Here is a 20155-nt window from a genome sequence, read left to right as displayed (position 1 = left end):
AAAGCCAGGGTCAATTGGAGATTTTCCAGTGCAGGTGCGCGCATTCGGTTAGGGCATCTCTATCCTAAATTAAAGCATGCTAACTAGGCAAAGTTTATTTGGTGAACTACTAGCTTTGGGGGAACTAATCCTCCAAGCCCCCAGCATTGGGGGATTTAGGGGGAGATGCAGGAGCTTAGTTGGGTTCTTCATATTTCTATTCAGCAACGCTTAAAATCCCAATAAAAAAGCCCGCATCAGCAGGCTTCTGTCTTCTCAACTTTAAAATTCAGATCGATCGACCAATCCCACTACGCTCGCACTTTTGCCTCACGATTCTTGAAGTAGAACCGGAAGAACAATTTTTCGAGTTCGACCCAAACGAACATCAACGAGCTGAAACCAATACAAATTAGCAGCTCAAATGGGCTGAGATAGTGAGTTCCAAAAAAGTCTTGGAGAGGCGGCACATACACCAGCGCAAGCTGTAGAAGGCTGGTTAAGCCCACTGCGAGCAGCAGGAACGGATTGGTGAACGGGTTAAGTTCGATCGTCAAGCGAGAATTCGAGCGAATTGCCAATGCGTGCCCCATTTGTGCCAGACAAAGCGTGGTGAAGACCATCGTTTTCCAGCGATCGCGCACCAGCAGTTCTGTTTGCACCTGCTCGGTGTAGCCATATGCCCAGACCATCAGCGAGATCGCGATAATTGCCAGCACGATTCCAATTCGCACCATGTATGAGCCCAGTCCCCGCGCAAAGATGCTCTCTTTCGGGTCGTGGGGCGGACGGTTCATCACGTTCGGTTCCGCAGGTTCAACCGCTAAGGCAAGTGCAGGTAAACCATCCGTAACCAGGTTCATCCAAAGGATTTGTAGGGGAGTCAGAGGAACACCACCCGCACCCAGAAGCGGGGAAGCGGCGATCGTCAGCACTTCTCCAATGTTCGATCCCAGAATGTACTTAATAAAGCGGCGGATATTCGTATAAACAACCCGTCCTTCTTCGACCGCAGAAACGATCGTGGCAAAGTTATCGTCCAGCAGCACCATATCGCTGGCTTCTTTGCTCACATCGGTTCCGGTAATGCCCATCGCGATCCCGATATCGGCTTGCTTCAGGGCAGGTGCGTCGTTCACCCCGTCTCCGGTCATGGCGGCAATTTTGCCTCGATTCTGGAGCGCCTGCACGATTCGCAGCTTGTGTTCGGGTGCAACGCGAGCGTAGATGCCAACGCGATCGACCTGCTGCTCTAGTTCCTGCTGGCTAAACCGCTCCAGTTCCCGCCCAGTCAGCACTGCATCACCTGGATAAGAAATGCCCAAATCTTCTGCAATTGCCTGTGCAGTAAGCTGGTGATCTCCGGTAATCATCACCGGACGAATGCCTGCCGTCCGACAGCGGGCTACGGCATCGCGCACTTCGGGTCGGGGCGCATCAAGCATATCCACCAGCCCCAGCCAGACCATATCCTGTTCTGCATTGTCCTCATTGCCTTCAGGAAGCATCTGGGTCAGCGGTCTGGCAGCAAAGCCCAAAACCCGCAGTCCGCGTCCGGCAAGCTGGTTGTTTTGTTCTAGAATCTGCTGACGCTGCGCCTCGGTCAGGGTCTCAACGCGATCGCCCACCATCACCTGTTGACACCGCTCCAGCACCAGTTCAGGCGATCCTTTACAGAACATCACCAGCGGCGAATTGGGAGACAACAACGTCGGGAATTGCTGGTGCATTTCTCCGGTCGCATCTTTGACGACAACGCTCATCCGTTTGCGTTCTGAAGAAAAGGGAAACTCGCCCACCCGGGGAAGCTGATTATTCAGTGGCTCTTTCATCAATCTGGCTTTGCCGCCGACAACCAGCAATGCGCCCTCGGTTGGGTCGCCGATGATCGCCCATTGACCCTTTTCAGTTTGCAGAGCCGCATCGTTACACAAAACACAAGCCAGCAGAAGAGCTTGAAGATCGGCTTTATCGGGAGCCTCGATCGGTTTCGTTTCGCCCGGATGGAAAAACTGCCCTTCAGGAACGTAGCCTTCGCCCGTCACCTGAAGCGACCCAGAGAGCGGATGCACCGACTGCACCACCATTTTGTTTTGGGTCAGCGTTCCGGTCTTGTCCGAACAAATCGTTGTCACCGAACCCAGGGTTTCTACCGCAGGCAGTTTACGGATGAGAGCCTGACGGCGCACCATTCGCTGCGTTCCCAGTGCCAGGGTGACGGTAATGACTGCAGGCAGACCTTCGGGAACGACCGCAACCGCCATACTGAGCGACACTTCCAGGAAGTCGCGGAGCTGTCCAATTCCGGTCGCCAAAACCCCGCCAATGACGACGATCGCCACCAGTGCCAGGGCACCTGAAACCAGAACCTTGCTGAGCTGGTCCATCCGCTGCTGGAGCGGAGTCGGCTCAGATTGAACGCCCTGAAGCAGAGTGGCAATTTTGCCCAGCTCGGTTCGCATTCCCGTTCCCGTCACCAGGACATTGCCGCGCCCATTTACAACTTCGGTTCCCTGAAACACCATATTGACCCGATCGCCCAGCGAAGCATCCTGGGGTAGTTGGGCGTTTGCCTGCTTGACGACGGCGTGGGCTTCTCCCGTCAGGGCAGCTTCCCGAACTTGCAGGTTCGCCGCTTCCAGCAAACGACCATCGGCGGCAATTTGCACTCCGGCTTCCACCATCATCACATCGCCCGGAACCACATCCTTTGCATCAATTTCGCTGATTCTGCCGTCGCGCAGCACCCGCACACGGGGCGAAGCTAAATTCTTCAGCGCAGCCAGAGCTTTTTCGGCGCGGCTTTCCTGCACGTAACCCAAAATGCCGTTGAGAATGACGATCGCCAGAATTGCAATCGTGTCTTTAAAGGGAATTTCATCTGGCGAAGCAGTGCCTGCCCGGAGATCGATTAAGTCCAGCACGCCGGAAATAAGGGCAACCGCAATCAGCATGATCAGCATAATGTTCTTAAACTGATCAAGCAAAATTTCCCAAGAGCTGCGCCCGCTTGTCTCTTCTAGCTCGTTGAGACCATATTGCCGCTGCCGTTCGGCGATTTGTTCTGGGGATAATCCTGCTTGTCGATCGCCCTGAAGAATTTGGACCGCTTTATCAGCTTCCAGTGTGTACCAGAGTGGAGTTTGAGAAGACGGAACATCGGTAGTCATGAATCAGCTCACAGGAAATTTTGAAGGTCTGGGAATAAGAAGGGCTAGTCGTTATGAAAAAGACTCATCAGACCCATCCTATTGCGATCAGGATAAGCTCCGCTATTATTTTGCGGCTAGCAATTTAACAATATTCTCTTCTAAGGATAACTATTAAAAAAAGATAAAACGTAAAACCTGGAGAAGTAAATTGTTTGGGGCACAACCTATTCCTGCATAATAAGCGCCAGAGAATAGGAGCAATCCGCACTCCTTTAATATTTAGTTTTGTATCTTTTACTCAATAAATAATAAATTGTAGTTTTTGCTACAGTTTTTCGGGAAAGATAGAGATAGCAGGACAGACCATCGCTTCAAATCATCACTTCAAACCATCGCTTCAGTCGTCTCCTGCTCAGCCATTGAGAAGTCATTGAGAATTTCCGCAATGAGGAGGCATCGAATGTCTAACCCAAACTCCGGCACGATCGCTCATCAAGTGTCCGGTTCTCTTTTATCTGACGCAAATACTCGACTTGAAAAAGCTTTGCGCTACGTGACGATCGGCGAAGATGCGATCGAACGGCTCAGAGCACCCAAAGCTAGCCTTACCGTCTCGATTCCAGTGCGAATGGATGACGGTTCGCTACGTGTTTTTCAGGGCTATCGCGTCCGCTATGACGACAGCCGGGGTCCAACAAAAGGTGGGATTCGCTTTCATCCGGGCGTGACGCTCGACGAAGTTGAATCTTTAGCATTTTGGATGACCTTTAAATGTGCCGTGCTGAATCTGCCGTTTGGCGGCGCAAAGGGTGGCGTGACCGTGAATCCTAAGGAGCTGTCTAAATTTGAGCTAGAAAGCCTGAGCCGAGGCTACATTGACGCGATCGCCGACTTTATTGGACCCGATGTGGATATTCCCGCCCCCGATGTCTACACGAATGCCATGATCATGGGCTGGATGATGGATCAGTACAGCACGATCCGCAGGCAAATTACCCCTGGAGTTGTGACGGGCAAACCGATCACCATGGGCGGCAGCCTCGGACGTGAAACTGCAACCGCAATGGGGGCTTTCTTCTCGATCCAAACACTGATGCCGAAGCTCGATCGCAAACCTAGCGAAACGACGGTAGCTGTCCAGGGATTTGGCAATGCTGGAGCAGTTTTGGCAGAATTGCTCTACCGGGCAGGCTACAAAGTCGTGGCGGTCAGTGATTCGCAGGGCGGCGTTTATGCAGCACAAGGACTGGATATCCCCAGCGTCCGCCAAATCAAAGACGCAACACGCGGCATCAAAGCAGTTTATTGCAGGGGCAGCGTGTGCAGCCAGATTGACCATGAAGTCATCACCAATGGGCAACTGCTCGAACTGGATGTTGATATCTTGATCCCGGCTGCGCTCGAAAACCAGATCACTGCTGAGAACGCCGATCGCATTCAGGCGAGATACATTTTCGAGGTGGCAAACGGACCCATTACATCGGCAGCCGACGCAATTTTGGAAAGCAAGGGAATTCAGGTGTTTCCCGATATTTTGGTCAATGCGGGCGGCGTCACAGTTAGCTACTTTGAGTGGGTGCAAAACCGCAGCGGGCTTTACTGGAGCCTGGAAGAAGTGAACCGCCGCCTCAATGAAAAAATGACCGAGGAAACCGAGCGGATTTGGGTAACGGCAAAAGAGCTTTCCTGCTCAATGCGAACCGCCGCCTATGTTCATGCCCTCGATCGCCTGGGACAAGCTCTGCGGACACGAGGTACGCGGGAAGACTACCGCAGCTAAGCTTGCCAATTCAGTCAGGAATCCTTCCGCAAAAAAAGTGACGATCGCACGAGTCCCCCTTATACTTTTGGAACGGTCAGATTCATGCACTTGGCTGTGGTGGAAAACTCCTTTATCTAGCGTTAGTCGTGCTGAATTAATGGGATCGTGCTATAGCAGTAGAGATTAAATTCTGAAGGGTCATTCTAAAAGGTGAAAGGCTATGACGGCTGTGCTTGATCCCAGTGCTGCTCGGCGGAAATCGTCCCGCTCCTCAACAGCACCCCGTCGGAAAAATTCGGCAACGCGATCTTCACTTCGAGGAACTGCGAAGCAATCGACTCGGGGAGAGGCGAAGCAAGGTAGAGCGAAAGTGGTTCCGCTGCGGCAAACCAATCCTGTCTCAGATCCTGCTTCAGACCTGACGATTTCGGCAGGAAAACTGCGATCGATCGCCCCAGAAGCCAACTTGCGCCATCTGGAGCAATCTTCCTTAGGGAAAGCCACAACCCGTTCGGCTGCAAAGCGATCGTCAGTGCGAAGCCTGCCCCAGCCCCAGCCGCTTCCCCTCTGGCTGCGGGGACTGTTTGCCTTACAGCAGGGATCAACGCTGATTACGCTCTTGCTGGTGATTGCAGGACTGGGCGTTTATGGCTGGACGGTTTACACCCAGCAGCGATGGAGCGACGCTTATCGGCAGCTCGAGCGATTGCAGAAGCGGGAACGGCAGTTTCTCACGACTAACGAAGTTCTTAAAAATCAGATGGCAGAGCAGGCAGAAAAGCCGGGAACAGGTTTAGTGCCACCCGACCCCAACAGCACAATTTTCCTCAGTCCTGCCCCCCTGCGTCCTGCGACTGCCCCTGAAGTAACCCCTATGCCGGATACTCCAATTCCTGCCCGTCCTTTGGGCTATTAATTCGGCATTTTCTGTTTAACATTTTTTGACATTTAATGTTGAGCAGAATTTTTCTGTTCAGATTATCGTTCTGGCATCACTCCCTGTTTCGAGTTGGTCGATGGCTACTCCTCCTTTCCCGTTTTCTGCTCAATCTGCTGCCCAATTTTCGCGCCGTGCCTCTGCCCGAAGTCGCCGTCGTGCCTCAGGAACTCCAATTCCGCAGCAGCGATCGTCCCGCCGGGAAAACCGCTTTAGCTCGGTTTCTGTAGCGCGTTCTCGATCGAAAAACCCCATTCGACGCGATCGAGTCCAGCGCAATCGAAAAGTTTCGGGTTCTGGTTCCGGTTCTTTTGGGATTTCGCCAAAGGTGCAGCGGCAGCGATTGCTGATTGTCTGGCTGATTATGCTGGGTGCAATGCTGCTTTTGCTGCTCAATTTGCTGAAAATTCAAGTATTCCAGGCAGGGATGCTGCAAGAACGAGCAAAAGAACAGCAGGTGCTCGATCTGCGCCCGGTCATGCCCCGTCGTCCGATTGTGGATCGATCCGGAAATGTGCTGGCGATCGATCAGCCCGTTTATACGCTATTTGCCCATCCTTTTCTGTTTAACGAAGCTAAAGAGAAGGTTGCCGCAGACTTGGCGCCGATCGTGGGACAGTCGGTGCAGCAGTTAATGGACAAATTTAAAGCTCAGGAAAGCGGTATTCGAGTTCGGGATGATATTTCAGAAGATACCCAGGAGCGAATTGCAACTCTGGGGTTCGACGGCTTAGAGTTGGTTCCTGAGCAGGAAAGGATTTATCCGCAGCAGGCTCTTTTTCCGGAAATTGTGGGATTTGTGAATGCCGATCGCCAGGGTCAGTCCGGCGTTGAAGCTTCTCTAGAACCTCAGATTGAGCAGTCGATCGCGTCAATGACGCTCAGACGATCGGGTGATGGGGGAATTGTGCCCATTAACCTGCCCGAGCATTTTCTTCAGCATCAGAAAGACGACTTGCGGCTTCAGCTTACAGTAGACAGTCGGCTTCAGCGGGCGGCTCGTTCTGCGTTGGATGGGCAAATGCAGAAGTACAACGCCAAGCGGGGAGCTGTGGTGGTTATGGATGTGCAGGACGGCTCAATTCGATCGCTGGTCTCCGCCCCTGCCTTTGATCTCAACAAGTTTTATGAAGCAAAAATCGAGCAGCTGAAAAACTGGATTTTGACCGACCTATATGAGCCGGGGTCAACCTTTAAGCCCGTTAACGTGGCGATCGCGCTGGAATCTGGAGCTGTGGGTTCCGATGCTTCTTTCTACGACGAAGGGGCGATCGAAGTAGACGGTTGGCCCATTCAAAACGCAGACTTTAGCTACGCAGGCGGACGCGGACAGCTTTCCCTCACTGAAATCTTGCAGCATTCCAGCAACGTGGGCATGGTGCATTTGATGGAAACGCTACAGCCCGGTGTGTACTATGGCTGGCTCGAAAAGCTGAAGATCAATCAGCCAACAGAAATTGATCTGCCCTCGGAAGCGACCGGGCAGCTTAAGGACTACACGCAGTTTACCGAATCCGTGATTGAACCCGCGACCACCGCATTTGGACAAGGCTTTTCGCTCACGCCGATCAAACTGCTTCAGCTTCACGCCATGCTGGCAAACGGTGGTAAGCGAGTTACGCCCCATGTGGTGAGAGGCTTGGTTGACCCCCATGAAAGCCTGGTCTGGAAGCCGGACCTGCCTACGCCCGAAGCAGTCTTCTCACCCAAAACGGCAAACGCCGTACTGAACATGATGGAACACGTTGTTGAGGAAGGAACCGGAAAGGCTGCTCAGATTCCTGGCTACCGCATCGCTGGAAAGACGGGAACCGCTCAGAAAGCAAGCCCCGACGGAGGCTATATCGACGGCGCACGCATCACCAGCTTTGTTGGCATTTTCCCGGTTGAGGCTCCCCGTTATGTGGTGCTGGCAGTAGTCGATGAGCCGCAGGGCGATGATGCTTATGGTTCAACTGTCACTGCACCGATCGTCAAATCCGTCATGGAGTCGATTATTGCGATCGACCATCTCCCCCCTGCCAAGCCCACTGATCAGCCCCAGGAAGAACCCGCACAACCTTAAACCTCACTTCTTATCTCCTCATCCCCTTACTCTCACCTCTCACCTCTCCACCTCCTAGTACCGCTCCAGCAACATCCCCACCTCCTCCTCCAGCGGCATTTCCTGCATCGCTGCCCATTCTGCTTGCCGTACTGCCAGAAATGCCTGTGTCAGCGGGGTTCCCAGCGCGTTCAAAAGATGCTCATCCTGCTTCAGATGCTCGATCGCCTCACCCAGCGTTGAAGGTAAGCGATCGATCTTGCGCTGCTGCCGTTCTGCTTTTGAGAAATTACCGGGATCGATCGTCACTTCTTCACCCGGCGTGAGGGCGCGTCGGATACCATCCAGCCCAGCAGCGATCGTGGCTCCCAGAGCCAAATAGGGATTGGCAGACGCATCCACGGTTTTTAGTTCCAGATGGGTCGGACTCGGTGGAACGGGACTGCTTGGAATCCGAACGGCTGCTTCCCGGTTGTCTTTGCCCCAGCAGCAAAACGCGCCGCTCCAGAAGTGAGGCTGCAACCGACGGTAGGAATTGACGCTGGGTGTCGTGATTGCCATCAGCGCAGGCAAATGATCGAGGATTCCGGCAACAAAAGCCAGGGCGATCGGACTCAGTTCCCCCGGCTGCTGCGGGTCGGGCATGAGATTTGCCCCCTGCCGCCACAAACTTAGATGCAGATGACAGCCGCTGCCTGCCTGGTTTGCAAAGATCTTGGGCAAAAACGAAGCAATCTGCCCATGTTGGAGGGCAACACCATGAACGGTTTCGCGAAACGCAATCTGCTGATCGGCGGCTGCGAGTGCCCCAGTATAGCGAATCGAAATTTCATGCTGACCGTGACCGGACTCTGGATAATACCGCTCGACTGCAATTTCCTGAGCGATCAGGGCAGCCGCGATGTCATCAATCACAGCTCGATTTTGATCCATACTCAACGACGCAGCAAACAGCGTGCGATCGACGGGCACAATTCCCTCGCTGCTGCGGGACAGCAGATAAAACTCGTTCTCAAACGCTGCTTTCACCTCTAAGCCGATTGCCTGTGCCTGAGCGATCATGCGCTGCAAAAAACTGCGCGGACAAAGTGCCCAGGGTTGCCCCTCACGCATCATCTTTCCCATCACACGGGCATGACCGGGGGCATAGGGCAATAGCGCAAGCGTGGACCAATCCGGCACTAGCCAGGCTTCTCCCACCGGACCCAAACCACTCTCTGGCGCAGGCGCATCAGCCATCACGGGAACGGCTTGTTGGGCGATCGAAATCCCAATGCCCCAATCCTGATGTTCTTCCAAAAATGCCGTATGAAATGCCTTCGCCCGAATCACGTTCGCATTATCACACCAGACAATCCGCACAAAGCGCACTGCTGCTGAATCAAGGAGCCGCTGCCAGTCTTGCGTCATCGCTTTCACCATTGATTCTGCCTGAGTTTGAAAGCCATTGTGACGGGGAGTTCTGCCTTTGGCAAGCAGATTCTATAATCCGCATTGCTCATCTATATCACTGTTGTATGACTGTGTTTTAGTGTTGCCTTTGAAAATTAGCCGCTTTAGAAGCTAAGAATTTTTAACACAAATTGCTAACGCACATTAGATGAAAAACTAAACAGCCTATTCTTGCACCTGCGGTTGAAAAGATGATTGAAAGAATAGATTTTACTAAAGCGGCTGTCCAAAAAAATTGGATTCAGCAAAGTTCAAAATTCAGGCAGATTCTAGAAGCCTTTTGTAATCTTTCTGCCCCTCAGGGAAAAAGATATTTAGAGAGGCCTTGAAACAAGCAGAGCAGCAAACGGATAAAGGATTCTAGCGTTGTTTTACTTAACCTCACCGATCGCCTCTAAATATCGCCTCTAAATAAAAACCATTTCACATCGCCCCAATTCCCTCTCAACGTAATGGAACTGCGACAATAATGAAGGAAAGTCTCTCAAAAAATGTGCGATGTATTTGACTTGGCTCGACACTAATTCCTGGCTGATTGAAATGGCGGGACAAAAAATCCTGCTCGATCCCTGGCTTGTAGGGTCGCTGATGTTTGGCAAGATGTCCTGGCTGTTTAAGAGCGATCGTCGCTCCCAGCGTGCCATTCCTGATGCAATTGATCTGATTTTGCTCTCCCAGGGACTTGAAGACCATGCCCATCCGCCTACGCTAGAGCAGCTCGATCGCCAGATTCCTGTAGTTGCTTCTCCGAATGCGGCGAAAGTGGTGAATCGGTTGGGCTACGCGCAGGTAACGGCTCTGGCACACGGTGAAAGCTTCACGCTGGCAAACGCGCTCAAGATTCAGGCAGTACCCGGTTCTTTGGTCGGACCAACGCTGGTTGAGAATGGCTATGTGCTAACCGATCTTCAGCAAGGTACTTCGCTTTATTATGAACCGCACGGCAACCACGCCCCGATGCTGAAAGCACTTGCGCCGATCGATGTGGTGATTGCGCCGATCGTCGATTTGCAGCTTCCGATCGTGGGGGCAGTGATTCGCGGCAGAAGTGCGACGGTTGAACTGGCAAAAGTCCTGAATCCTAAAGTAATTCTGCCCACTGCAGCTGGGGGCGATATTGAGATGAGCGGTATTCTTCCCGGTCTACTTAAGGCAGAAGGCAGTGCGGCGGAACTACAATCACGCCTGGCAGCAGCAAAGCTCTCAGCACAGGTGATCGAGCCGAAACCGGGCGATCGATTGGAAGTGCCGATCGCCTGATTTTTGTTTGATCATCGCTGAAACTCAGACCCTACGAGGCAGAAACCGAAACGCAATCGGCAGAGCCTTCCGAGAGTTCGCCGCCAAGCTGCCGCAGGGAATTTTCTAAATCCTGGGTAAGGTTTTGGGCACGCTGTTTCACGTTACCCTGCCCATATTGATTCACCTCAAGCGGTTTGCCGATCGCAATCTTAACCGGACAGCCCCAGGTGGGAAACTCCTGCCCATACTCCAGATGAATCGGCACAATTTTAACGCCCAATCCAGGCTGATTTCCTTCGGCTTGCAGCGCGAGTCTTGCGAGTCCGGGCTTCAGCGGGTGAACCTGATGGTCGCGAAAGATTCCCCCCTCTGGAAAGATCACCATCATTTCGCGGTTGTGCAGCACTTCAACGCCGAATCGAAGACTGGCGATCGCAGGCTGTCGTGGATTCACCGGAAACCCACCCAGTCGCTGAATCATCCAACCCTGAAGCCCTTTCACTTCATCGGCAGTCACCATAAATCGGATGTCGCGCCCTGTAACAAATCGACCTGCCGCATAGGGAATCAGCAGCGCATCCCAGCGCGATCGATGAGTTGGGGCAAGAATTACCGGACCCTCCAGGGGCAAGTTTTCCTGTCCCGTGATATCAATCCGAAAGTAGTTGGGCAAAACGAACCAGCAGCCCAAAGGGTAAACCAGGGGTGTGAGCCAGGGAGAAATTCGCGATCGAATGGTCGTCACTGGAGCTTTGGATGAGGGTTCCGGTGGCTCAGGCATTTGCGGGGTGGAAGCGGGTTGAATCACTTCAGGTTCAGCGGAGCGATCGTGAGAAGAGTGAAGCAAAACCATAGCTAAGCAGTTCAATAAAGCCCATCACCATTGGGGCATACCTTATACCCACATTAGTTGCTCGTGTTCATCTCTCCCTCTTTCAGGGGACAGTTCCCTCGCCGTCTATTGGCTGATTTGCGGGGCGGTGCTGTTCATGAGTTTGCCGACGCTGCCTAAACCAGTCTTGCAACTGCTGACGGCAGGCAAGTTCCAGGATGCCGCCTACTACGGGAAGCCGATGAAAGGAGCAGGCACTATCGGGCAAATTGGCGACCGTCCGTACCGCCCCTGTCTTCGGGTCATCTGCCCCATACACCAACAGCCCCAGCCGCGCCTGCACGATCGCCCCAGCACACATCGGGCAAGGCTCCAGCGTCACATACAGCGTACAGGACTCCAAATGCCAGGAACCCAATTGGTGACCCGCCTGCCGCAGTGCCAGAATTTCTGCGTGAGCCGTTGGATCGCGATCTCGCTCTCGCCGATTTTCCCCCGTGGCAATCTCCCGATTTCCCTGAACAATCACCGCTCCCACTGGAATTTCTCCTGCTTCTCCTGCCGCCTGTGCCAGCTTGATCGCCTGGGTCATCCAGTGATAGTGGATGAGGTAATCGGGATGATCGATCGGGGGTGGAGGAAGGGGCATTAGGGTGGAAGGGAGAAGGGAGTGAGGGGAAGTTTTTTAAGGATTGCCCCTGGGACTGTTGTAATGCAGTTGTGATGCAGTGATGGCTGGAAGGTCTGATTATTCAGGCTGCATTAGAAGTGCATCGAGCTTGCCTTCCCGATCGATCGTATAGAGATCATCACAGCCGCCAATATGTTGATTGTTGATAAAAATTTGCGGAACAGTGCGCCGACCGTTGGCGCGTTCTGCCATTTTGACTCGTGCCGCTCCGTCTCCGTCAATTCTGTATTCCGTGAAAGGAACGCCTTTCCAGCGCAGCAGCACTTTTGCCCGAATGCAGTAGGGGCAGGTTTGCCAGGTGTAGACTTCGACGTTTGCCCTGATTTTCTCAGAAGGGCGTTTTAGGAGGAAGTTGAGGAGGTTTGGCATGGGTTGAGGGGTGAAGGGGTGGATTAAGTAGAAGGGTAAGGGGGTGATGAAGGAGTGAAGGGGCGAGGATCGACTGGAGAAGTTTTGCGATCGCCTTGGATGCCTGGATAAACTCCACCGCTTCACTTCAAAAGCAACTTTTTAACCTACTTCACTTCAAAAGCAATTTTTTAATCTGCTCCAGCTTTCCCTGATACGGCGCGTACCGCCAGGGCATATCAAGCCAGAAGGGCTTAGCGAGGATGCTTTTGTAGTGCGAGAAGGTGTCGAAGCTGGCTTTGCCGTGGTATTTGCCGATGCCGCTTTCGCCCACGCCGCCAAAGGGAAGTTGCGCTACGCCGACGTGCATGATCGTTTCATTGAGGCAGACTCCGCCGGATGACGTTTCTTGGAGGATGCGCTGCTGGAGTGGTTTGTTGCGGGTGAAGAGGTAGAGGGCAAGCGGTTTGGGCTTGGACAGGATCAGGTCGATCGCCTCTTCAATATCGCTGTATTCAATCACAGGCAGGAGCGGACCAAAGATTTCTTCCTGCATAAGGGGTGCATCCAGATCCACGGAATCGAGAAGGGTGGGGGCGATGTAGCGATCGCTTTCATTTAGTTGACCGCCGACAATCGGCTGACCGTTCTGCATCAGATGAGCCAGTCGCTCGAAGTGTCGATCGCTCACAATGCGTCCGTAGTCAGGGCTGGTTGCCGGGTCGTCGCCATAAAATTCGCGCAGGGCTGCGGTGATGGCTTCGATGAGTTGGGGTTTGATGCGGCGATCGACCAGCAGATAATCGGGCGCGATGCAGGTTTGTCCGGCGTTGATAAATTTGCCCCAGACAATGCGTTTGGCGGCGGTTTTCAGGTCAATATCAGCATCGACAATGCAGGGACTTTTGCCACCCAGTTCCAGCGTGACCGAGGTGAGATGTTTGGCGGCGGCTGCCATGATAATTTTGCCGATCGCCGTTCCACCCGTGAAGAAAATATGGTCAAACTTTTCGTTAAGCACTGCCTGACTGACTTCGACCCCGCCTTCGACGATCGCAATATATTGGGGGTCAAAGGTTGCCTCGATCAAATCGGCCACGACGCGAGAGGTGTGGGGCGCAATTTCCGAGGGTTTGAGCAAAGCGCAGTTTCCGGCGGCGATCGACCCCACCAGGGGCGAAATCATGAGCTGAAACGGATAGTTCCAGGGTCCAATAATCAGCACCACGCCCAGCGGTTCAGGAATAATTTGGGCTTTCGCCGGAAACTGTTCGGGCGGCGCACCAATGCTTTTGGGCTTCATCCAGCTGCGTAGATGCTTGATTGCGTAGTCAATTTCCTGAATCACGCCAACTTCAGTCGCAAAGGCTTCAAAGTCAGGCTTTCGCAGATCTGCCTGCACTGCCTGCATAATGGCTGCTTCCCGATCGAGGATTGCCTGCCGCAGCCGCTTGAGCTGAGTAGTCCGAAACTCGATCGATCGCGTGTCGCCTGTCCGAAAATAGGCACGCTGTCGCCGCACGACACTTTCAATCTCAGCTTGCATCTGGTTTGTTTCGGAACCTGCGATAAATTGCACCATACCCAGCAACCTCTCCTGAGACATCTCTCTTCTACCCTAAATTCTTCTTAATAAATCGACAAGATTTCAGGAACGATCGGTTGAACTGCGGTAGCTAGAATTTGGGCAATTGGTTTTACGTTTGGTTTTACGTTTGGTTTCACTTCGCCGCGCAACTGCTTTTTTAGGGTTTATCCCAAATTCAGCCAGGGAATTCCTACCAAAAGGTCTGACCAAAAGGTCTGAAAAGTTCAGCGAGATCAGCAATGCGTGATTTAGATCAACAAAAAGCACTCTCGATTGTGTGTCATGCTTCGGTGTTTCTCAGTTCCGCGATCATTTCCATTGTCATTCCGATCGTCATTCTTGCCACCAACGAAAATCCAATCGTAAAAGCAAATGCAAGAGAATCAATCAATTTTCACATCAGTCTGTATATCTATGCGATCGCCGCGTTCATTGTCGGATTTTTTGGCTTAAGTCTTTTCATTCCCTTTGTTATGGACGACTCCTTGATTACGCTAAACCTGCCGTCCGTTCTTTATTCGTTTCTCTTCGAGATTTCGCTAATGATTATGGTGGGGGCTGTGCTGCTATTTGTCCTGCTCTGGCTTGCCAGCTTGATTTTGCCGCTCGCTGCGATCGTCCGAGTTGCCAAACGCCCTGAGGTTCCGTATCGCTATCCCCTGATCTTCCGGCTCCTTTAACCTTGATTCTTATGCAAACCGAAACCAGTCAACGCAAACTCCTCTCTGCCCTCTGCCACGGCGCAATTTTGCTCAGTTCCACGATCGTTTCTGTTGCCATTCCAATTATTATCCTGTTGGTAAACGAAGACCCGGTTGTGAAAGCCAATGCGATCGAATCCCTCAACTTTCACATCAACGTTTTTCTCTATGGCATTATTTTCGGTGTGCTGACGGTGGTGTTGATTGGAATCCCACTCCTGGTTTTGCTAGGGGTTGCTACACTCGTGCTGCCGATTATTGCGATCGTCAAAGTCCTTGATCGCCCCGATCTGCCCTACCGCTATCCGTTTATTTTTCGCCTGCTGTAATCGGCTAAGCGACTACTTAAAGCATCAAGCTTGAACTCCCCACATGGGAGTATGCTATTAACGCAGTCGAACCTTGCAGACTAAAGAGGACTTCTCATGTCGATCGCTCGAATATTCGCCCTGGGCGGAGTCGTCATGTATCCCCTGTTGGGGCTGTCGATTCTGGCGATGGCTCTGATTCTAGAGCGGCTCATTTTCTGGTTTCAGGTCGGGCGAAAACAGGATGCCATTGTGCGCGATGTCCTGGCACTTTATCGTCGCAGTCCCAAAGCTGCCTTCCAGAAGCTCGAACAAAACGTGAACTTGCCGATCGCCCGCATTTTTTTAGCCGCCCTGGAGCTAGAGCAATCAACCCCCGACGAGTTTCGCTTAGCGTTGGAGAGTGCAGCGCAGGCAGAAATTCCCCTCCTGAAGCGATTTAACACCGTGTTTGAAACCGTGATCAGCGTTTCCCCCCTGCTGGGACTGCTGGGGACAATTCTGGGACTGATTACATCATTTGCCTCGCTGCGGATCGGCGAGTTGGGCGGACAGGCAACTGCAAACGTCACCGCGGGCATCAGCGAAGCCCTGATTTCGACTGCGGCTGGCTTAGTCGTTGCTATTTTTACCCTGCTGTTTGCCAATATGTTTCGCGGACTGTATCTGCGTCAAATTGCGCTGATTCAGGAATATGGCGGACAGCTTGAACTGATTCATCGTCGTCGCTACGAACGTGGAGGACTGCCCAATGCGTCTGCCTGATGAGCCGGAATCTCAGTTTCAAATCAACATCGTGCCGATGATCGATGTGATCTTTGCGATTCTCACTTTTTTCATTATGTCCACCCTGTTTCTGACTCGATCGCAGGGCTTACCCGTCAACCTGCCCAAAGCTGGAACCACCGAGAATCAGTCCCAGGAACAGTTTGTCATCACGATCGACCCTGCCGGAAACCTTGCTCTCAACCGAGCCGCGATGCCGCTAGACAAGATCGAGGCACAAATCAAAGCCGAAGCTGCCACAGGTCAGCAGCCGCTCGTGGTAATCAACGCAGATACAGTAGTCAGCCACGGTAATGTTGTACAGGTCATGGATCGGCTGAGGGCGATCGATGGGGTACGGTTGGCGATCGCGACAGAACAGCCATAACGGGGACTACGGACGGTTAATCGATCGCAGTAGCCACAGCGTTGATGCCAGCCCGATAAAGTGCGCCAGAATGGCATTGGTGTTGGACTGCACGACCAGCAGATCGAGCGGCGTGATAAACCGGAGCGGATTGCCCGAAAAGATAACAAAGCCCTGTTCAAAAGACTTCAGCAGCAGTGCCCCCGCGATCGCCTGCGCTCCTAAAACTGTCACCAGCAACCCTGCCAGATTGATCAGCAGCCCGATTTCCAGAATCCGAACTGTATCGCCACGCTTGGGACGCTCGGCACTGTTAGCAGCGGTGAGCTTGCGGGCCAGGCGAGTATAGCGAAACGCCCAATAAATGCTGGCAGCCAGCGCAACTAGCCCAATAAAAGCAAAGAAAAGCCCTGCCCCAGTTCCCGGATTAGCAGCGACCGGAGTGGTAGGATTCCCCGGATTCGGCGCAGGGGCACGGAGATTTCCCCCGGCAAAAATCAGCACGATTCCTGCAACGACTCCCAAAATCACCTGTGACCAGAAACTCACCCAGCCCAGAATTCGCAGCGATAAAGCAACGCGCCGGATCGCTGGAGAGACAGACACAGAACTCGATCGATTTGCCATATCCCGCACTCAAGGAAGATTCTCTCAGTGTAGATCGAGCGATTCCCAACTTGAGTTAGCGATCGAAGAAAAAACTGCCCCGTCTCGATTGCCATGCCATCAAGCTTGCCAAACCGCCCAAAAACAGCAGCCCGATCGCCCCAGATAGCGGATTGCGATCAATTCCCGTCAGCAGCATGGGAACGCGACTAGAGTAGCGAATCAAATTGCCCACATTCACCATGTAATAGCCCCAGACCAGTCCGGCATGCAGCCCGATCGCAAGCCCGAGCCTGCCTTGAGGACAGCGCGGATCAGCCACAGGACGGGGAACGGCAGTCGATCGCTTTGCCCAAACCAATGCCAGCCCCAGCAGCACCAGTCCTGGAAACTGAGGAAAAGTGCGAATAATTTCTGCGGGGGATTTAATAAAGTGGAGGCAGGCAAAAATCAGGCTATCTGCCCAAAGCACCGTTTTGGGGGAATAGTCGCGCCGCAGTTCGTCATAAATCCAGCCGCGAAAGACAAGCTCCTCGGCAAAGCCGATGCCCAACGCCATCACGCCACCTTCCAGCCCAATTCGCAGAGATGGGGCGAACGCTTGCCACTCAACCCAGCCCAGACTGCTCTGCACACCAAACAGAAAAAACAGGCTAAGCAAACCGATCGCCAGCCCCAACAATAGCTCCCGCCCATTTTGTTTGCTGAACACCAGCCCATAGGTCTGAAAAATTCGCCGATCGCCCTGTACCCTTTTACCCCAGACGCGAATCAGCAGCAGAAACGCGACAAACAGCAGAGACATGGTGAAGATCGTGACTTGATTGGCATCGCGCACGAGGAGGGCGATCGGCGCAGCAAAGGGCAGCCAGACTCCCACCACCAGCAGAAGAAACGCGATGATTCGGACTGGGGCAGGATAAAGAGCGAGGCGAGTCAGGATGGGTTTCAAGCAGGTTTTAGGGAGGCAAAACGATCGGGAAGGGGTTTATCAGGAGATTTGAAGAGGCGCCGAGGGTCTCCATTGCCCCGTTCGTTCAGGAAATCGTCAGGACAGAACCGTTTATTCATCAGGCTCGATCGTGCTGGTTAACCCCCGGCTCTTTAAACCTTCGCAGTAAAATTCGGCGTGTTCCTGGGCGCAAGTAATCACCAGGGCAATGCCATTGACGTGCGCTTCCATCATAATGCTGACGGCTTGCGGCATCGTCAGGCCACTGACAGTTTCCATCAGTGACTTAACCACATGCTCCATTGAATTAAAGTCGTCGTTGTGCAGCAGCACCTTATAGCGGGGAGCAGGTTTACGGACGGTTGATGTAGAACGCTCTTGAATCGTTTCGACTGCCACAGGCTATCTCCTCAAATCGAAGTCTGACGGTTTTGCGAAGGAGTGCAATTCAGCTCACACGGTTTCCATGTTACAGAAAATTACGTGGGCAGGCTAAAGCCGCTGCGCCTGAATCAGAACGTTGAATCAAGGTTAAATATAAGGTAGGGGGCAGCGATCGTGGCTCCTACAGGTGCAGAGTCAACGCTATAGATAGAGCCAGTTTTCCCTGAAAATCAATAAAATTGCTCTATCTAGCCTTTTATGCCGTACCCTAGTGAGTGCTGCTCCCCAGGCTCAGCAGGTTCCTTTGAACAAGCCCCCGGACAAGCTTATGCAAGCAACCCCCAAAGGAAACGTTCTCCGTGTCAATTCCTCGACGGCAGACGATCAGCAAAATCCCTCGATCGCGATCGACGAGCGCGGCAATTTTGTAATCGCGTGGCAGAGCGACAGTGAGGAAGACGAAGAAGAAGTTCTCGCCCGCTTCTTTCTCCCCGGCGGCACGGCTTTTGCCCCAGAGTTTTTGGTGAACTCGCTACGAGAGGGAGACCAGGAACGCCCCGCTCTCGGAATCGATGGAACTGGCAATACGATCGCGGTTTGGCAGGCTGAAAATCAAGGCGATGCAGGCAGCGGCATCTTTGCCCAGCAATATGAGTTCAGCGGAGATGATTTCCGGGAGAATGGCTCTGAGTTTCGCATTAACACGACCACTGAGGGACGGCAGCAAAATCCGGACGTTGCGTTTGAACCGCTCGGAACCGATGAAGAAAACCGGGAAGCGCGTAACTTTGTCGTGGTCTGGCAAAACGAAGGACGCACAACGAACGAAGTGATCGGGCGCGATGAGAGTGGATTCGGCATCTTTGCTCAACGCTACAACAGTTCTGGAGCGCGTCAGGGCAGAGCTTTTTTGGTGAACACAACGACCGATCGCGCTCAGATCAATCCGGCGGTTGCAGCGGACTCGGCGGGCAATTTTGTCGTGGTCTGGCAGAGCCGCACCCGGAACAACGGGTATGACATTTTTGCCCAACGATTTGATCGCTTCGGTAATCCGATCAACAATCAGTTTCAGGTGAATCCACGGGTCAGAGGCGATCAGATTAATCCTGATGTCACGGTTGGTCCGGCTGGTAATTTTGTCGTGGTCTGGCAGGACCAAGAGCAGGACGGGGACGGTTCAGGTATTTATGCCCGTCGCTACAACGCCAGAGGAAATGCGGTCGGTGCAGAGAATCTCCGCGTCAATTCCACCACAAACGGCGATCAGCAAACTCCGTCGATCGGCTCAGATAGGCAAGGCAACTTTACGATCGTTTGGGCCAGCGATAGCGATGATAATTTCAATGTGCTGGGACAGCAGTTTGGCTCGAATGGCAGCCGCATCGCCGGTGAATTCCAAGTCAACAAAACGACCGATAATGACCAGACCCTGCCCCAGATTGCAGTTCGTCCCAATGGCAATTTTGTTGTCGCGTGGCAGAGTGATGAGGGCGACGATCGCGGCACAGACATTCTGGCAAGACGCTTCACCGTTCCTCAAAATAGCGGCGGCAACGGCGGTAATAATGGCGGCAACAATAATGGCGGTAACGATGGCTCCCCGCCAACGACTCCTAGCCGACCCCGGCAACTGCGGGCAGCGCGATCGGCTCCTAAGGCAGATTTAATTGTGGGAACCGTAGAGGATGATCTGCTCAACAGCAGCAAAGGCAACGATCAAGGGTTCGGCAAAGCGCAATGGCTTGGCAAAGCGGGAGGCGATCGATTTGTGATTGGTAAAGGTCTAGGCATCAAGACCATTCTTGACTTTCAGCCAGGGAAAGACCAATTGATCCTCAAGGGCAATCTGCAGCTAGATGACCTCGTTTTTCTCCCGCAGGGCAGAAACACTGCGATCGAGGTAAACGGTCACCCAATTGCCTTTCTACAGGGAGTCAACCTTACGACAGAAAGCTTCAGCATCTAACCTGCGGGTGATTCAATGCCGTCCGAATGCGGATCAAATGCCGATCGCCAATCCCCCCTGCGATTCCTGGACAGTC

18 protein-coding genes are annotated in these 20155 nt (G+C 53.0%); 9 read left to right on the top strand and 9 right to left on the bottom strand.

Translation table 11 applies throughout. The annotated features are described in order from the left end of the window. Positions 1-290: 290 nt before the first annotated feature. Positions 291-3149: a cation-translocating P-type ATPase gene (locus NDI45_RS23350; protein ID WP_190791989.1), complete on the bottom strand. Its 2859-nt coding sequence runs from the start codon at positions 3147-3149 to the stop codon at positions 291-293. A 478-nt stretch (positions 3150-3627) separates the two neighbouring features. Between NDI45_RS23350 and NDI45_RS23345 the strand changes: the two genes are divergently transcribed. From NDI45_RS23345 to NDI45_RS23335, 3 genes are all read left to right on the top strand, one after another. After that, a complete protein-coding gene (locus tag NDI45_RS23345) occupies positions 3628-4911 on the top strand; it encodes a Glu/Leu/Phe/Val dehydrogenase (RefSeq protein WP_190791994.1) in 1284 nt (427 codons plus the stop codon). Between the two features lie 202 nt (positions 4912-5113). Next, positions 5114-5809: a hypothetical protein gene (locus NDI45_RS23340; protein ID WP_199296545.1), complete on the top strand. Its 696-nt coding sequence runs from the start codon at positions 5114-5116 to the stop codon at positions 5807-5809. A 100-nt stretch (positions 5810-5909) separates the two neighbouring features. Then, positions 5910-7895: a penicillin-binding protein 2 gene (locus tag NDI45_RS23335; protein ID WP_348249090.1), complete on the top strand. Its 1986-nt coding sequence runs from the start codon at positions 5910-5912 to the stop codon at positions 7893-7895. Positions 7896-7949: 54 nt separating this feature from the next. Here NDI45_RS23335 and NDI45_RS23330 read toward each other — a convergent pair whose 3' ends face one another. Further along, positions 7950-9296 carry a glutamine synthetase family protein gene (locus tag NDI45_RS23330; RefSeq protein WP_348249088.1) on the bottom strand — a complete coding sequence of 449 codons (1347 nt, stop codon included), beginning with the start codon at positions 9294-9296 and terminating at the stop codon, positions 7950-7952. Positions 9297-9824: 528 nt separating this feature from the next. Between NDI45_RS23330 and NDI45_RS23325 the strand changes: the two genes are divergently transcribed. After that, on the top strand, positions 9825-10586 hold the full coding sequence (locus NDI45_RS23325; RefSeq protein WP_190791987.1) for an MBL fold metallo-hydrolase: 762 nt from the start codon (positions 9825-9827) through the stop codon (positions 10584-10586). Between the two features lie 31 nt (positions 10587-10617). On the opposite strand, the gene NDI45_RS23320 is transcribed toward NDI45_RS23325, so the two are convergent. The 4 genes from NDI45_RS23320 to NDI45_RS23305 form a co-directional block, all read right to left on the bottom strand. Beyond that, positions 10618-11349, bottom strand: coding sequence for a lysophospholipid acyltransferase family protein (locus NDI45_RS23320; RefSeq protein ID WP_348249094.1), 732 nt, complete (start codon positions 11347-11349; stop codon positions 10618-10620). A 154-nt stretch (positions 11350-11503) separates the two neighbouring features. Beyond that, positions 11504-12049 carry a tRNA adenosine(34) deaminase TadA gene (gene tadA / locus NDI45_RS23315; protein ID WP_348249086.1) on the bottom strand — a complete coding sequence of 182 codons (546 nt, stop codon included), beginning with the start codon at positions 12047-12049 and terminating at the stop codon, positions 11504-11506. A 99-nt stretch (positions 12050-12148) separates the two neighbouring features. After that, positions 12149-12460, bottom strand: coding sequence for a glutaredoxin 3 (gene grxC / locus NDI45_RS23310; RefSeq protein WP_190791985.1), 312 nt, complete (start codon positions 12458-12460; stop codon positions 12149-12151). Positions 12461-12611: 151 nt separating this feature from the next. Continuing rightward, entirely contained in the window at positions 12612-14021 is a 1410-nt protein-coding gene (locus NDI45_RS23305) for an aldehyde dehydrogenase (protein ID WP_348249084.1), read from the bottom strand. 245 nt (positions 14022-14266) lie between these two features. On the opposite strand from NDI45_RS23305, the gene NDI45_RS23300 reads away from it, so the two are divergent. The 4 genes from NDI45_RS23300 (at position 14267) to NDI45_RS23285 (ending at position 16189) form a co-directional block, all read left to right on the top strand. Beyond that, positions 14267-14707, top strand: coding sequence for a DUF4870 domain-containing protein (locus NDI45_RS23300; protein ID WP_348249082.1), 441 nt, complete (start codon positions 14267-14269; stop codon positions 14705-14707). An 11-nt stretch (positions 14708-14718) separates the two neighbouring features. Further along, positions 14719-15057 (top strand): DUF4870 domain-containing protein, encoded by a 339-nt coding sequence (locus tag NDI45_RS23295; RefSeq protein WP_190791983.1) that lies wholly within the window; start codon positions 14719-14721, stop codon positions 15055-15057. 96 nt (positions 15058-15153) lie between these two features. Next, positions 15154-15801, top strand: coding sequence for a MotA/TolQ/ExbB proton channel family protein (locus tag NDI45_RS23290; protein WP_190791982.1), 648 nt, complete (start codon positions 15154-15156; stop codon positions 15799-15801). Further along, a complete protein-coding gene (locus NDI45_RS23285; protein ID WP_348249079.1) occupies positions 15788-16189 on the top strand; it encodes a biopolymer transporter ExbD in 402 nt (133 codons plus the stop codon). The genes NDI45_RS23290 and NDI45_RS23285 overlap by 14 nt, the downstream gene beginning before the upstream one ends. Before the next feature lie 6 nt (positions 16190-16195). Here NDI45_RS23285 and NDI45_RS23280 read toward each other — a convergent pair whose 3' ends face one another. The 3 genes from NDI45_RS23280 to clpS form a co-directional block, all read right to left on the bottom strand. After that, positions 16196-16795, bottom strand: coding sequence for a DUF3611 family protein (locus tag NDI45_RS23280; RefSeq protein ID WP_190791980.1), 600 nt, complete (start codon positions 16793-16795; stop codon positions 16196-16198). Between the two features lie 55 nt (positions 16796-16850). Continuing rightward, positions 16851-17726: a type II CAAX endopeptidase family protein gene (locus NDI45_RS23275; RefSeq protein WP_190791979.1), complete on the bottom strand. Its 876-nt coding sequence runs from the start codon at positions 17724-17726 to the stop codon at positions 16851-16853. A gap of 111 nt (positions 17727-17837) precedes the next feature. Continuing rightward, the gene (gene clpS / locus NDI45_RS23270; RefSeq protein WP_190791978.1) at positions 17838-18125 is read right to left on the bottom strand and encodes an ATP-dependent Clp protease adapter ClpS; all 288 of its coding nucleotides are present in this window, start codon (positions 18123-18125) and stop codon (positions 17838-17840) included. 313 nt (positions 18126-18438) lie between these two features. Here clpS and NDI45_RS23265 point away from each other — a divergent pair, with 313 nt between their 5' ends. Next, the gene (locus NDI45_RS23265; RefSeq protein WP_348249077.1) at positions 18439-20079 is read left to right on the top strand and encodes a hypothetical protein; all 1641 of its coding nucleotides are present in this window, start codon (positions 18439-18441) and stop codon (positions 20077-20079) included. Positions 20080-20155 lie beyond the last annotated feature (76 nt).

This window comes from Leptolyngbya sp. GB1-A1 (genome assembly GCF_039962475.1).
Taxonomy (GTDB): domain Bacteria; phylum Cyanobacteriota; class Cyanobacteriia; order Elainellales; family Elainellaceae; genus Leptolyngbya_A.
This window is presented reverse-complemented; position numbering and strand designations above follow the sequence as displayed.